The following is a 14,398-nucleotide window of genomic DNA, read 5'->3' as shown; positions in this document are numbered from 1 at the left end:
GACACCCAACGAAGTAAGGTGCAGTTTTTTATGAGCAAGTATTCTCTCAGCTTTAAGATTGAAGTTGTGCAGCACTATCTTTCTGGTCAGGAAGGGCAGCAAGCGACTGCAAAGCGTTTTGGTATCGATCACAGTGCCGTTCGTAAGTGGACTGCAGCCTGGAAGATTCATGGCGAAGCCGGGCTGACAACCCGGCATTTCACCTATTCTCCTGCCTTTAAAGAGTCCGTTATCCTTCATATGCGTGAACACCGGCTTTCTGTTCGCGAAATCTGTGCAAAATTCACTATCCCTGCCTTTTCCACTGTTCGACAGTGGGAACGACTGTATGATGAAGGCGGATTAGAAGCCCTTACTGACAGCCGACGCAGGAAAAAAACGATGCCAGAACACCCTGAGAATCACCCTGTCCCTCCTTTGCAGGTCCCTCTTGCCCCGGATGAGCGAGAGGAGCTTGAACAACTGCGTGCTGAAGTGGCATATCTAAAAAAGCTGCAAGCCTTACTCAGGGAAAGAGACACGTCAAAACGCGGGATAAAGCGCAGATCGTGAATGAGTTAAGGCCGGAGTTCTCCCTTATACGTCTGTTAAAAGCGGCAGGGCTGGCGAGAAGCACGTTCTACTGGCAACAGGCCAGCGGTAAAAAACCAGACAAATATGCCGGTGATAAGCAGCGTATTTTAACGCTGTTTCATAAACATAAAGGACGTTATGGATACCGGCGGATCACGCTGGCGAGCCGTCGGGAAGGTAGCTTACTGAACCATAAAACGGTTCAGAGGCTAATGAAGGAGTTAGATTTAACCAGCTGTATCAGAAGGAAGAAATACAACTCTTACAGAGGCCGGTACGGGAAAGTTGCGGGTAATGTGCTGAACCGGCAGTTCAGTGCGGATAAGCCCAATCAGAAGTGGGTAACAGATGTCACAGAATTTAAAATCAATGGAGAAAAGCTGTATCTGTCTCCGGTTCTGGATCTGTATAACGGAGAAATAGTTGCGTATGAGATGGCGTCCCGGCCTCTGTTGCCGATGGTGGATGAGATGCTGTCGAAAGCGATGTCGATACTGGGAAAAGACGAATACCCACTACTGCATTCAGATCAGGGCTGGCAGTACCAGATGGCGCATTATCAGAAGCGACTTGAGGAAGGTGGTCTGAAACAGAGCATGTCAAGAAAGGGGAACTGTCACGACAATGCGGTCATGGAAAGCTTCTTTGGTACGCTGAAATCTGAATGTTTTTACCTGTCAGACCATAGAGATATCAGCGAGTTGCGCATGGCTATCGATGACTATATCCACTATTACAACCATGAAAGAATCAAACAGAAACTAAAAGGCCTGAGTCCGGTAGAGTACCGAACCCAGGCCCTGATAGCCGCTTAATATAAACCGTCCAACATTATGGGGTCAGTTCAGATGCCCGGCTTTTTTATGGACGGCGTAAACGTCTTATCCTGCCTATATTGGTACGCATAGCTTAAAAAATTATTAGTTAAATTTATTACTGATTAAAAATATCAATTTCCGCTAATGATTTTATCGCGTTATAGTCAGCGCCATTCCTGAACTATCTGAAGAAAACTATCGTGATATCTTACTATTTTCAAGGGCTTATGCTCGGTGCTGCGATGATCCTGCCGTTGGGGCCGCAAAATGCTTTCGTCATGAACCAGGGGATCCGTCGTCAATATCACCTGATGATCGCCTTACTTTGCGCCGTTAGCGATCTGCTGTTGATCTGCGCTGGGATCTTTGGCGGTAGCGCGCTGCTGACGGCTTCGCCATGGCTGCTGGCGCTAGTGACCTGGGGCGGCGTCGCGTTCCTGCTGTGGTATGGCTTTGGGGCGCTGAAAACCGCGATGGGCAGTAATATCGAACTGGCGACTGCCGAAGTGATGAAGCAGGGACGTTGGAAAATTATCGCCACCATGTTAGCGGTGACCTGGCTTAACCCACACGTCTATCTGGATACCTTTGTGGTTCTAGGCAGCCTCGGTGGCCAACTGGCAGAGGAACCAAAACGCTGGTTTGCGCTGGGCACGGTTAGCGCCTCTTTCCTGTGGTTCTTCGCGTTAGCGCTGCTGGCAGCCTGGCTTGCTCCACGTTTACGTACCGCCAAAGCACAGCGTATTATTAATCTCGTTGTCGGCGTAGTGATGTGGTTTATTGCATTTCAGCTGGCAAAAGAGGGCGTCGGGCATCTGCATGCGTTGCTGAACTAGGTCTCATCTGATGGACTTTCCCCTGGCAACGGCTAAGCTTGCAGGCAAGACCCCGTTGTCGGGTGATAACCAAGGAGATACAACAGTGAAGTTTAAAGTGATGGCTCTGGCTGCAGTAGTTGGGTTTAGCGCAATGGCGGTACAGGCAAATGAATTGCCGGACAGCCCACATATCGTGACATCGGGTACGGCGAGCGTGGATGCGGTTCCGGATATCGCGACGCTTGCCATTGAAGTCAACATAGCTGCCAAGGATGCCGCGAGCGCGAAAAAACAGGCCGACCAGCGCGTCGCGCAATATCTCTCCTTCCTCGAGCAAAACGGCGTAGCGAAAAAAGACATCAGCTCCGCGAACCTGCGTACTCAGCCAGATTATGACTACCAGAACGGTAAAAGCGTGCTGAAAGGCTATCGTGCGGTGCGTACCGTAGAGGTGACGCTGCGTCAGTTGGATAAGCTGAACTCGTTGCTGGATGGTGCGCTGAAAGCAGGGCTGAACGAAATCCGTTCTGTGTCGCTGGGCGTGGCACAGCCGGATGCCTATAAAGATAAAGCGCGTAAAGCGGCAATTGAAGATGCGATTCATCAAGCGCAATCTCTGGCGGCGGGCTTCCATAGCAAGCTGGGGCCAGTATATAGCGTACGTTACCACGTCTCTAACTATCAGCCGAGCCCGATGGTGCGGATGATGAAGGCGGATGCGGCACCGGTTTCCGCGCAGGAAACTTACGAGCAGGCGACCATCCAGTTTGATGATCAGGTGGATGTGGTGTTCCAGCTCCAGCCTGAGCAGGCTGCGACTCCTGCGGCTCCAGCCGCAGCTCCAGCGCCTGCTGCTAAATAACGGGTAGGGTGCAGGGGGCGGCGGTGCTTGCCCGCTCCCTGTATCCGCTCAATAAAGGAAAAAGCTTAATCCTGACGCAGCACCTTATGGCCATAAGCCAGCAACGCATCCGTTACCTTCCGCATCATTCGACTCTCCGGCGCAAACCGGTGCCAGTAAAGCATCCGACGCTGGAACAGCCCAGGCGTCAAGTCAATCAGTTCCCCGCTTGCCAGCTCTTTCTCTATCTGCAAATGCGGGATCATACAGCAGGTCGTCCCCTGACGGGCCAACTGCACAAACGCTTCTGACGAGTTTACGATATGGCACGGTACGCTGCCCGGCGGCAGATCGAAGTTTTGCTGCAAAAAGGCCTGGTGCATATCGTCCAGATGATCGAAGGCCACGGCCGGCGCTTTCAGCAGCGCAGAGCGGGTTACTCCGTTAGGGAAATAGCGCTCAGCAAACGCTTTTGACCCGACAAATAGATAGTCGAGCGCTCCGAGCTGATCGACCAGACAGCTTGGCAGCGCCTGTGGTTGAATACTCACCGCGCCAACCACTTCACCACGGCGCAAACGCTCCTGGGTCCGGGTTTCATCTTCGACCTGTAAATTCAAACGAATAGGGGAGTTGGCCAACACGTCGGCAAGCGCCGGCAGCAGCCAGGTTGCCAGACTGTCGGCGTTGACTGCCAGAGAGAGCAGCAGCGGTGTGGAGCCGGTTTGCTCATCGCCAAGCCACTCCTCTTCCAGCAGCTCAACCTGACGCAGCAGCGCCAGCAGCTTCTGCCCCTGTTCCGTTGGGCGCGGCGGCACGGTTCGCACCAGCAACGGCTGACCGAACATGTTCTCCAGCTGCTTAATGCGCTGGGAAACGGCGGACTGAGTGATGCACAGTTTCTGCGCGGCGCGCTCAAACCCACGTTCCCTGATAACGGCATCCAGCGCCTGTAGTGTTCTGTAGTCCGGACGTTTCATTGCTCTGAGGTACTCCCCTATAGGTGTTATCTGCACTATGACATAAATTTACCCGATATACAGACGAAAATGGTTTGCAGTTTACTGTGATAGAGGTCACGTGTTGGGCATCTGCTTTATCGCACCCGGCCTGAGGTTTCCCGGTTGCTCGAATTGTTCCAGGGTTATGTTCTATAATGCGCGGCAGTTGATGACACCACAGGCGAAACGATCATGACGCAGGATGAACTGAAAAAAGCAGTAGGCTGGGCAGCACTTCAATACGTACAGCCGGGTACGATTGTCGGTGTGGGCACGGGGTCTACTGCGGCGCACTTTATTGACGCGCTGGGCACGATGAAAGGACAAATCGAAGGGGCGGTATCAAGCTCAGATGCCTCTACCGAGAAGCTGAAAAGCCTCGGCATTACCGTTTTCGATCTGAATGAAGTCGACCGTTTAGGCATCTACGTGGACGGTGCTGATGAGATCAACGGCCACATGCAGATGATCAAAGGCGGCGGCGCAGCGCTGACGCGCGAAAAAATCATTGCCTCCGTTGCGGACAAATTTATCTGTATCGCTGATGCTTCCAAGCAGGTTGATATCCTGGGTAACTTCCCGCTGCCGGTTGAAGTGATCCCAATGGCTCGCAGCGCTGTGGCGCGTGAACTGGTAAAACTGGGCGGTCGTCCAGAGTACCGTCAGGGCGTCGTGACCGATAACGGCAACGTGATCCTTGATGTGCACGGCCTGGAAATTCTCGATGCTATCGCACTGGAAAACGCGATTAACGGCATTCCAGGTGTGGTCACCGTGGGTCTGTTCGCGAACCGTGGCGCGGATGTCGCGCTGATTGGTACCGCCGACGGCGTGAAAACCATCGTGAAATGATCTGGCCGGGGGGAAAATACAATTTCCCCCATTTTTTTTATGTGGGCTAAATTCGGTGACTTGTGTCACATTTTTGCGTCACACATTATTAACATCCCACGTTTATCTTTCCACTTAGCATTTTATGCTGGCATTTCCCGCTGCATGACATTTCCTCATCACCCCGACGCAAACGTTCATATTGCCGCAATAATTTTTTTTGATATGTTGCTTAGGTGAACTTTCGTTCACCACAACATTAGTAAAACAAAGACAGGACGGGGAAATGGCTAAGGTATCACTGGAAAAAGAGAAAATTAAATTTCTGCTGGTTGAAGGCGTGCACCAGAAGGCGGTGGATAGTCTGCGCGCGGCAGGCTACACCAATATCGAGTTTCACAAGGGTGCGCTGGATAGCGAACAGCTGAAAGAGTCGATCCGTGATGCCCATTTCATCGGCCTGCGTTCCCGTACTCACCTGACGGAAGAGGTTTTTGCTGCCGCAGAGAAGCTGGTGGCGGTGGGCTGCTTCTGTATCGGTACCAACCAGGTTGACCTGGTAGCGGCGGCCAAACGCGGCGTTCCTGTATTTAACGCGCCATTCTCTAACACTCGCTCCGTGGCGGAACTGGTGATCGGTGAACTGCTGCTGCTGCTTCGTGGTATCCCGGAAGCGAACGCCAAAGCGCACCGTGGCGTGTGGAACAAACTGGCGGCGGGCTCTTATGAAGCGCGTGGCAAAAAGCTGGGTATTATTGGCTACGGCCACATCGGTACCCAGCTCGGCATTCTGGCGGAATCGCTGGGGATGCACGTTTTCTTCTACGATATTGAAAATAAGCTACCGCTAGGTAACGCTACCCAGGTGCAGCATCTTTCTGACCTGCTCAACATGAGCGACGTGGTCAGCCTGCACGTGCCGGAAAATGCGTCAACCAAGAACATGATGGGCGCAGAAGAGCTGGCGCTGATGAAGCCGGGCGCGCTGCTGATTAACGCCTCGCGCGGCACGGTTGTTGAAATTCCTGCGTTGTGTGATGCGCTGGCGCGTAAGCACCTGGCCGGGGCGGCGATCGACGTCTTCCCAACCGAACCTGCTACCAACAGCGAGCCGTTCACCTCGCCGCTGTGCGAGTTCGACAACGTTATCCTGACGCCGCACATCGGTGGCTCTACCCAGGAAGCGCAGGAAAACATCGGCCTGGAAGTGGCTGGCAAACTGATTAAGTACTCCGACAACGGCTCTACGCTCTCCGCGGTCAACTTCCCGGAAGTATCTCTGCCGCTGCACGGCGGTCGTCGTCTGCTGCACATCCACGAAAACCGTCCTGGCGTGCTGACGGCGCTCAACCAAATCTTCGCCGAGCAGGGCGTGAACATTGCCGCACAGTACCTGCAAACCACGCCGCAGATGGGCTATGTGGTTATCGACATTGAAGCGGAAGAGGATGTCGCTGAGAAAGCGCTGCTGAGCATGAAGGCGATTCCGGGCACCGTTCGCGCGCGTCTGCTGTACTAATCTTTATTCTTTCCATCCAGACGGGCAGGCCAAAGGTCAGCCCGTTTTTGTTTTCTGTTTCCGTACTGCAACTCATACATGGCATTTACGAGCCTCGCCGCAAACGGTGATTAAAGATTCTGCCGCGCATTGTGTGTGGGGAAAAGGATTTTACGATAGGGGTTCAGCATAGGGCTGAAACGGAAAAGCCCCTACCGAAGCAGGGGCTCTAAAAGGAAAGGGATAATGATGAGACTCGTCATCATACTGCTGATTTTGTTAATCATCGCTTGGCCAGCCTATTAACAAGATTTACGCAGGAGGGAGGTTCGCCTCCCTCACCCTTTACCGAGGAATTTAGGTCAAAAAAGAATCGATGTCAATCAGCAGAAAATGCTTACCACTGCCACACCTTCGACGGTGTGACTACGGCCGGTAGGGGAATATCCCACTCTTCAACCGGCAGGGCGTCGACTAACTGACAGTCGTGCGCATAGCCGACGGGCTGAATATCGTGCTGCTGCCAGTTTTGCAGCGTACGGTCGTAAAAGCCTCCGCCCATGCCCAGCCGTTGGCCCTGTTCATCAAAGGCAACCAGCGGCGTTATCAACACGTCGAGATTCGCCAGCGGCAGCACATCGCGCACATCAAGCTTCGGTTCGCGGATTTTCAGGCGGTTCGTCACCAGTTCGCTGTGCGGATGGTAATGCAGAAACAGCAGATTCCCAGGACTAAACGGGTGCAATACGGGCAGGTAGACGCGCTTACCGGCTTGCCAGAGCTGTTCAATCAGGGGTTGGGTATCAAGCTCACCGTCAAAGGATAAGAACAGCGCGACGGTTTTTGCCATCACCACGGGAGGCCAGGCCATCATGCGGTCTGCGGCTTGCTCGCCGTAAAGCGCTTGTTGCTGGGGTGTGAGCGCACGACGACGTTGCCGGATTAGCTGGCGAATGTGCTGTCGGGAATTTTGTTGCTCAGATGGATGCGTCATAAGACCGGTAGGTAGAAGGGGAATCTCCGAGATGCCGCCGCAGGCTGTAACCCTTGAACCCTTGGTTCAAGGTGAATGCGTCGTCACAGTTTTAAGGCTTCTCGGACGGACCGAGCATGCTCACCAACCGTGGAGCGCCACATTCTTGTGGTATGAAATATCGGCTCAGGGGACTGGCCCGCTTGCGAACATCTCAGAGAAATTTTGTCTTCACAGTCACTCTACCATAGTAAACTGCAAAGTGTTATTCAAACTTTGGGGCTGACTTATCGGATATGCGACCCTGGTCAAGCAATGCCTGTTCAATGGTCTGTTGCAGCATCCGAATGCGCTGTTCCATGCTGGAAGCATAGTCGCGCGTCTTTGCCCTTTCCTGAGTTAACTCATAGCTGATGTTCAACGCGGCGATGAAAACCAGCTGCTCAGTATTTGTGACTCTAGTGCGTTCTTTCAGATCTTGCAACCGCTGATTCAGATCGTCCGCTGCCTGATTCAAAGCATCTCTTTGTTCAGGCGGGCAATTCACTCGCAGTGAACGGCCAAAAATTTGGATATCGACGGGTTGTGCAGACATGTCACCTTCCTGCTGATTGACTGCGCTTCCTTCACTCTCAGGATGTGAAGGGGCGACACTATAGCTACCCTGGTATGAAGATACAAGCCCTTTTCTGGTATCTCCAGGGTCCAAAGTGGTAGCATATCATGAATTCCACCCAACAATGACGAATGCGCATGTCTATACAGAACGAAATGCCGGGTTACACCGTGATGAACCAACTGTTAAACCAACAAGGGGTAGGCCTGACGCCTGCAGAAATGCACGGTCTGCTGAGTGGATTGCTCTGCGGCGGAAACAAGGACAGCTCCTGGCAGCCGCTGGTTCACGACCTGACCAACGAAGGTCTGGCGTTTGGTCACGAGCTTGCCGAGTCGCTGCGTTCCATGCATGCGGCAACCAGCGATGCGCTGGAAGACGACGGCTTCCTTTTTCAGCTTTATCTGCCTGAAGGCGACGATGTCAGCGTGTTCGACCGCGCCGATGCGCTCTCCGGCTGGGTGAACCATTTCCTGCTCGGTCTGGGAATGGTACAGCCGAAACTGGATAAAGTGAGAGATGAAACCGGCGAAGCCATTGACGACCTTCGAAATATTGCGCAACTTGGCTATGAAGAAGATGAAGATCAGGAAGAGCTGGAGATGTCGCTGGAAGAAATTATCGAATACGTTCGCGTAGCGGCGCTGCTGTGCCACGATACTTTCACCCACCCGCAGCCGACCGCGCCTGAAGTGCAAAAGCCAACATTACACTAATCACAACGCCCGCTCCGCTTGCTGCGCAAGGCCGGTAAACGGAGCGCTAAGGGATTGAAAGGAGATGTCATGACACAGCAAGCGTTTCTCCGCCGCCGCCAGGCATTACTGGCGCAAATGAAACCAGGCAGCGCGGCGCTGATTTTTGCCGCGCCAGAGGTGACTCGCAGCGCGGATTCTGAGTATCCCTACCGCCAGAACAGCGATTTCTGGTACTTCACCGGCTTTAACGAGCCTGAAGCCTTGCTGGTGCTGATTAAAAGCGATGACACTCACAACCACAGCGTGCTGTTCAACCGCGTTCGTGACCTGACGGCTGAAATTTGGTTTGGCCGTCGTCTGGGCCAGGACGCCGCACCGGAAAAACTGGGCGTTGACCGCGCGCTGGCGTTCAGCGAAATCAATCAGCAGCTGTTCCAGTTGCTGAACGGCCTGGACGTTATCTACCACGCGCAGGGCGAATACGCTTTTGCCGATGACATCGTCTTCACCGCGCTGGATAAGCTGCGTAAAGGGTCGCGACAGAATCTCACTGCGCCGGACGCGATGATCGACTGGCGTCCGATGGTGCATGAAATGCGCCTGTTCAAAGACAGTGAAGAGATTGACATCCTGCGTCGCGCGGGCGAAATTTCTGCGCTGGCCCATACTCGCGCGATGGAAAAATGCCGTCCGGGGATGTTTGAATATCAGCTGGAAGGGGAGATTCTTCACGAATTCTCTCGCCACGGCGCGCGCTACCCGTCATATAACACCATTGTGGGCGGCGGCGAAAACGGCTGCATTCTGCACTACACCGAGAACGAATCTGAGCTGCGCGACGGCGAGCTGGTGCTGATTGACGCGGGCTGCGAATATAAAGGCTACGCGGGCGATATCACCCGTACTTTCCCGGTGAACGGCAAATTTACCCCGGCACAGCGCGCTATCTACGATATCGTGCTTGCCTCGCTGTACAAATCCCTCGAGCTGTATCGCCCTGGCACCTCCATTCAGGAAGTGACCGGTGAAGTGGTGCGCATCATGGTGACCGGCCTGCACGGCCTGGGGATCCTCAAAGGGGAAATTGATCAGCTGATTACCGACAACGCCCACCGTCCGTACTTTATGCATGGCCTGAGCCACTGGCTGGGGCTGGATGTGCATGACGTTGGCGTCTACGGCGCAGACCGCTCCCGCGTGCTTGAGCCGGGGATGGTGCTGACCGTTGAACCGGGTCTGTACATCGCGCCAGACGCGGACGTGCCGGCGGAATATCGCGGTATCGGTATTCGTATTGAAGACGATATTCTCATTACCGAAGACGGTAACGAGAACCTCACCGCGAGCGTCGTGAAGGATGCTGATGCCATTGAAGCGTTGATGGCAGCGGCACGTCAGCTATGAGCGTGATTATTGTCGGCGGCGGCATGACCGGCGCCACGCTGGCGCTGGCTATCTCGCAGCTGACGGCGGGCCGCCTTCCGGTGCACCTGATAGAGGCGGCGGATATTCACGCCGCCGAACATCCAGGCTTTGATGGGCGGGCGATTGCGCTGGCCGCTGGTACCTGCCAACAGCTGGCGAAGATTAACCTGTGGCAGGCGATTGCCGACTGTGCGACGCCGATTACCACCGTTCACGTCAGCGACCGCGGCCATGCCGGTTTTGTCACCCTTGATGCTCAGGATTATCGTCTCTCTGCACTCGGCAATGTGGTGGAACTGCACGATGTGGGTCAGCGCCTGTTTGGCCTGCTGCGCCATGCGCGCGGCGTCACGCTGCATTGTCCATCACGGGTGTCGCGGGTTGAACGTCAGGCTGATGGTGTAAGCGTGACGCTGGATAGTGGTGAAACGCTGCACGGCAAACTGCTGGTTGCCGCCGACGGTTCGCGCTCCACGCTCGGCGAGCAGTGCGGTATTGCCTGGCAGCAGGAGCCGTATAATCAGGTGGCGGTGATTGCCAACGTCTCCACCGCCGTGGCGCATCAGGGGCGGGCGTTTGAACGCTTTACCGAGCATGGCCCTATCGCCATGCTGCCAATGTCTCAGAACCGCTGTTCGCTGGTGTGGTGCCATCCGCTGGCGCGTCATGACGATGTGCTCAACTGGTCAGACGCTGAGTTTTGCCGTGAGCTACAGAAAGCGTTCGGTTGGCGTTTAGGCCGAATTACCCACGCTGGCGCGCGCAGCGTGTATCCGTTATCGCTGACCACCGCAACCCGGACGGTATCGCACCGCCTGGCGCTGGTGGGCAACGCGGCGCAGACGCTGCATCCGATTGCCGGACAAGGTTTTAACCTCGGCATGCGCGACGTCATGACGCTGGCGGAACATCTGGCAGGCGCGCACGATGCCAATCAGGATATCGGCGACTACTCGCTGCTGTGTCATTACCAGCGTCAGCGTGCGGAAGATAAAGCCGCCACGATTGGCGTAACCGACGGGCTGGTGCATCTGTTCGCCAACCGTTGGGCTCCGCTGGTAGTCGGGCGCAACGTGGGCCTGATGACGATGGAATTATTTACCCCTGCACGCGATGTGCTGGCACAGCGGACGCTGGGCTGGGTCGCCCGCTAATCAGCAGTTTAAGGAGTTAATGTGCAAAGTGTTGATGTTGCCATCGTAGGCGGTGGAATGGTTGGGCTGGCGGTAGCCTGCGGTTTACAGGGCAGCGGCCTGCGGGTTGCCGTGCTGGAACAGTCGCTACCGCAGGCGCTTGCCGCCGATGCGCCACCTGCGCTACGCGTCTCCGCCATCAATGCGGGCAGCGAAAAGCTGCTCACCAGGCTGGACGTCTGGTCGGCAATCACTGCCCAGCGCGCCAGCTGCTACCACGGCATGGAAGTGTGGGATAAAGACAGCTTCGGTCGTATTACGTTTGATGACCGCAGCATGGGTTACAGCCATCTCGGCCATATCGTTGAAAACGCGGTGATCCATCACGCGCTGTGGCAGAAAGCGGAGCGCAGTTCCGACGTCACGCTGATGGCGCCCGCTGAACTGCAGCAGGTGGTCTGGGGTGAGAATGAAGCGTTTCTGACGCTGAAAGACGGCAATATGCTGACCGCGCGTCTGGTCGTGGGGGCGGACGGCGCGAACTCCTCGCTGCGCAGTAAAGCGGATATTCCGCTGACCTTCTGGGACTATCGCCATCACGCGCTGGTCGCCACCGTTCGCACCGAAGAGCCGCACGAGGCGGTGGCGCGCCAAAGCTTCCACGGTGAAGGTATTCTGGCCTTCCTGCCGCTCTCCGATCCGCATCTTTGTTCGATTGTCTGGTCACTGTCGCCGCAGGAAGCAGAACGGATGCAGCAGGCCGATGACGCTGAATTTAACCAGAAGCTGAATATCGCCTTTGATAATCGCCTGGGGTTGTGCAAGGTGGAGAGCGAACGTCAGGTATACCCGTTGACCGGGCGCTATGCACGTCAGTTTGCCGCCCATCGTCTGGCGCTGGTCGGCGATGCAGCGCACACCATCCATCCTTTGGCCGGGCAGGGGGTGAACCTGGGCTTTATGGACGCCGCCGAGCTGATTGAAGAGCTGCGTCGTTTGCATATGCAGGGTAAAGACATCGGTCAGCATTTCTATCTGCGTCGCTACGAGCGCAGCCGTAAACACAGCGCCGCGCTGATGCTGGCGGGAATGCAGGGCTTCCGCGAGCTGTTTGCTGGCGAAAATCCGGCGAAAAAACTGCTGCGCGATCTCGGTCTTGCGTTGGCTGATACGCTACCCGGCGTGAAGCCGCAACTGATTCGTCAGGCAATGGGCCTGAACGACCTGCCAGAGTGGCTTCGTTAAGTCGCTCACACTTTTACTCCCGGTGGTTCTACCGGGAGTCTCCTCTCTCATTTGAAAAATTCTAATTTCACGCCGTTTTTCGCATTAGTTTTATTAATCCATGCATTTTCATGTTACGGAAAAAGCGCCCTGTTTTACGCATAAAATATTATCTTATGCTGAATTGTTAACCATTGTTGTTAATAAAATGGGGTGTATTTCGCTTTTTTGCAGTCAATTCCTCTGTATGCTTTTTCGCGGCTTTTGGTCATAAGCTAATGTGATGTCCCCTTTTTCAGGATGGTTTACCACGATGTTCGGTGGTAAGTTCAGGGAAAAGAGAACGTTTGCGTCGGTGCCCAGATGGGTGTCGGCGTTTGGTTTTGTGGTGCGATATATTCAACGAGGACATGATGGCTCAACAAACGCCTTTGTATGACCAGCACGTGTTATGTGGCGCGCGTATGGTGGATTTCCACGGCTGGATGATGCCGCTGCACTATGGTTCGCAGATTGATGAGCACCACGCGGTGCGTACCGATGCCGGGATGTTCGATGTGTCGCACATGACCATCGTCGATCTCCACGGGCCGCGGACCCGAGAGTTTCTACGCTATCTGCTGGCAAACGACGTTGCCAAGCTCACCAAGCCCGGCAAGGCGCTCTACAGCGGTATGCTAAATGCATCGGGCGGCGTGATTGATGACCTGATCGTTTACTACCTTACCGAAGATTATTTCCGCCTCGTCGTTAACTCCGCCACCCGCGAAAAAGACCTCTCCTGGATTACCCAACACGCTGAACCTTATGCCATCGACATCACCGTCCGTGATGACCTGTCGCTGATTGCCGTACAGGGGCCGAACGCGCAGGCGAAAGCCGGCACGCTGTTCACCGATGAACAACGTCACGCAGTGGAAGGCATGAAGCCGTTCTTTGGCGTGCAGGCGGGTGACTTCTTTATCGCCACCACCGGTTACACCGGCGAAGCGGGTTATGAAATTGCCCTGCCAAAAGAGCAGGCCGCCGATTTCTGGCAGAAACTGGTTCAGGCTGGCGTGAAGCCTTGCGGTCTGGGCGCGCGCGATACGCTGCGTCTGGAAGCCGGGATGAATCTCTACGGTCAGGAGATGGACGAAAGCATCTCCCCGCTGGCGGCCAACATGGGCTGGACCATCGCGTGGGAACCGGCCGAACGCAACTTTATCGGTCGCGACGTGCTGGAGCTGGAACGTGAGAAAGGTACCGAGCAGTTGGTCGGCCTGGTGATGACCGAAAAAGGCGTCCTGCGCGGTGAACTGCCGGTGCGCTTTACCGATGCCCGCGGCAACGCGTGCGAAGGTGTGATCACCAGCGGGACTTTCTCGCCAACCTTAGGCCATAGTATTGCGCTGGCTCGCGTCCCGGCTGGGATTGGCGAGACGGCGATCGTGCAGATCCGCAACCGTGAAATGCCGGTCAAAGTGACAAAACCTATTTTTGTGCGTAACGGCAAGGCCGTCGCGTAAGCCCTTTTTATTCTGGAGATTTTTTGATGAGCAACGTACCAGCAGAACTGAAATACAGCAAAGAACACGAATGGCTGCGCAAAGAAGCTGACGGTAGCTACACCGTTGGTATCACCGAGCACGCGCAGGAATTACTGGGTGACATGGTCTTCGTTGACCTGCCGGAAGTTGGCGCGACCGTTAGCGCGGGCGACGACTGTGCCGTGGCGGAGTCCGTTAAAGCGGCATCCGACATCTATGCCCCGATCAGCGGCGAAATCGTTGCTGTGAACGACGAACTGGGCGACTCGCCGGAGCTGGTGAACAGCGAACCGTACGCGGGCGGCTGGATCTTTAAGATCAAAGCCAGCGACGAAGCGGAAGTTGCCGCGCTGCTGGATGCGACCGCATACGAAGCCCTGTTAGAAGACGAATAAGGATTTGCTCCCTCTCCCTGTGGGA

The 14,398-nt window shown here is 55.0% G+C and carries 15 protein-coding genes and 1 other RNA gene; 12 read left to right on the top strand and 4 right to left on the bottom strand.

Features of this window, described 5'->3' with window-relative positions; genetic code table 11:
• The first annotated feature begins 30 nt into the window (after positions 1-30).
• From AB2B48_RS13980 to AB2B48_RS13970, 3 genes are all read left to right on the top strand, one after another.
• Positions 31-1,388, top strand: a protein-coding gene (locus tag AB2B48_RS13980; RefSeq protein WP_368299435.1) for an IS3 family transposase whose coding sequence is annotated in 2 segments (ribosomal slippage) — positions 31-493 and positions 493-1,388 — 1,359 coding nt in all. Because the reading frame shifts where the segments join, the coding sequence is not laid out codon by codon here.
• A gap of 203 nt (positions 1,389-1,591) precedes the next feature.
• The gene (gene argO / locus AB2B48_RS13975) at positions 1,592-2,227 is read left to right on the top strand and encodes an arginine exporter ArgO (RefSeq protein WP_220439517.1); all 636 of its coding nucleotides are present in this window, start codon (positions 1,592-1,594) and stop codon (positions 2,225-2,227) included.
• Between the two features lie 85 nt (positions 2,228-2,312).
• Positions 2,313-3,071 carry an oxidative stress defense protein gene (locus AB2B48_RS13970; RefSeq protein WP_185669876.1) on the top strand — a complete coding sequence of 253 codons (759 nt, stop codon included), beginning with the start codon at positions 2,313-2,315 and terminating at the stop codon, positions 3,069-3,071.
• Positions 3,072-3,136: 65 nt separating this feature from the next.
• On the opposite strand, the gene argP is transcribed toward AB2B48_RS13970, so the two are convergent.
• Complete coding sequence (gene argP / locus AB2B48_RS13965; RefSeq protein ID WP_035896251.1) at positions 3,137-4,030, bottom strand: DNA-binding transcriptional regulator ArgP; 894 nt, start codon at positions 4,028-4,030, stop codon at positions 3,137-3,139.
• A 213-nt stretch (positions 4,031-4,243) separates the two neighbouring features.
• On the opposite strand from argP, the gene rpiA reads away from it, so the two are divergent.
• From rpiA to AB2B48_RS13950, 3 genes are all read left to right on the top strand, one after another.
• Positions 4,244-4,903 carry a ribose-5-phosphate isomerase RpiA gene (rpiA, locus tag AB2B48_RS13960; protein WP_047347933.1) on the top strand — a complete coding sequence of 220 codons (660 nt, stop codon included), beginning with the start codon at positions 4,244-4,246 and terminating at the stop codon, positions 4,901-4,903.
• A gap of 265 nt (positions 4,904-5,168) precedes the next feature.
• Positions 5,169-6,401 carry a phosphoglycerate dehydrogenase gene (serA, locus tag AB2B48_RS13955; protein WP_185669875.1) on the top strand — a complete coding sequence of 411 codons (1,233 nt, stop codon included), beginning with the start codon at positions 5,169-5,171 and terminating at the stop codon, positions 6,399-6,401.
• Between the two features lie 225 nt (positions 6,402-6,626).
• Positions 6,627-6,686, top strand: a complete 60-nt coding sequence (locus tag AB2B48_RS13950) for a type I toxin-antitoxin system Ibs family toxin (RefSeq protein WP_185669884.1) — start codon at positions 6,627-6,629, stop codon at positions 6,684-6,686.
• A 91-nt stretch (positions 6,687-6,777) separates the two neighbouring features.
• On the opposite strand, the gene AB2B48_RS13945 is transcribed toward AB2B48_RS13950, so the two are convergent.
• The 3 genes from AB2B48_RS13945 to zapA form a co-directional block, all read right to left on the bottom strand.
• Positions 6,778-7,374, bottom strand: a complete 597-nt coding sequence (locus AB2B48_RS13945; protein ID WP_368299434.1) for a 5-formyltetrahydrofolate cyclo-ligase — start codon at positions 7,372-7,374, stop codon at positions 6,778-6,780.
• 19 nt (positions 7,375-7,393) lie between these two features.
• Positions 7,394-7,577, bottom strand: a non-coding RNA gene (ssrS, locus tag AB2B48_RS13940) — 6S RNA.
• Positions 7,578-7,618: 41 nt separating this feature from the next.
• Positions 7,619-7,948 carry a cell division protein ZapA gene (zapA, locus tag AB2B48_RS13935; RefSeq protein WP_185669873.1) on the bottom strand — a complete coding sequence of 110 codons (330 nt, stop codon included), beginning with the start codon at positions 7,946-7,948 and terminating at the stop codon, positions 7,619-7,621.
• Between the two features lie 158 nt (positions 7,949-8,106).
• Here zapA and AB2B48_RS13930 point away from each other — a divergent pair, with 158 nt between their 5' ends.
• The 6 genes from AB2B48_RS13930 (at position 8,107) to gcvH (ending at position 14,373) form a co-directional block, all read left to right on the top strand.
• Complete coding sequence (locus AB2B48_RS13930; protein ID WP_185669872.1) at positions 8,107-8,685, top strand: YecA family protein; 579 nt, start codon at positions 8,107-8,109, stop codon at positions 8,683-8,685.
• Positions 8,686-8,754: 69 nt separating this feature from the next.
• Complete coding sequence (gene pepP, locus AB2B48_RS13925) at positions 8,755-10,071, top strand: Xaa-Pro aminopeptidase (protein WP_185669871.1); 1,317 nt, start codon at positions 8,755-8,757, stop codon at positions 10,069-10,071.
• Complete coding sequence (gene ubiH / locus AB2B48_RS13920; RefSeq protein ID WP_368299433.1) at positions 10,068-11,246, top strand: 2-octaprenyl-6-methoxyphenyl hydroxylase; 1,179 nt, start codon at positions 10,068-10,070, stop codon at positions 11,244-11,246. Before pepP ends, ubiH begins: the two co-directional genes overlap by 4 nt.
• 21 nt (positions 11,247-11,267) lie before the next feature.
• Positions 11,268-12,470: an FAD-dependent 2-octaprenylphenol hydroxylase gene (gene ubiI, locus AB2B48_RS13915; RefSeq protein WP_368299432.1), complete on the top strand. Its 1,203-nt coding sequence runs from the start codon at positions 11,268-11,270 to the stop codon at positions 12,468-12,470.
• 392 nt (positions 12,471-12,862) lie between these two features.
• Positions 12,863-13,957 (top strand): glycine cleavage system aminomethyltransferase GcvT, encoded by a 1,095-nt coding sequence (gcvT, locus tag AB2B48_RS13910; protein WP_368301966.1) that lies wholly within the window; start codon positions 12,863-12,865, stop codon positions 13,955-13,957.
• A 26-nt stretch (positions 13,958-13,983) separates the two neighbouring features.
• Positions 13,984-14,373, top strand: coding sequence for a glycine cleavage system protein GcvH (gene gcvH / locus AB2B48_RS13905; protein ID WP_052281990.1), 390 nt, complete (start codon positions 13,984-13,986; stop codon positions 14,371-14,373).
• The last annotated feature ends 25 nt before the right edge of the window (positions 14,374-14,398 follow it).

Origin of the sequence: Kluyvera sichuanensis, assembly GCF_040930405.1 — a bacterium.
Classification (GTDB): domain Bacteria; phylum Pseudomonadota; class Gammaproteobacteria; order Enterobacterales; family Enterobacteriaceae; genus Kluyvera; species Kluyvera sichuanensis.
This window is presented reverse-complemented; position numbering and strand designations above follow the sequence as displayed.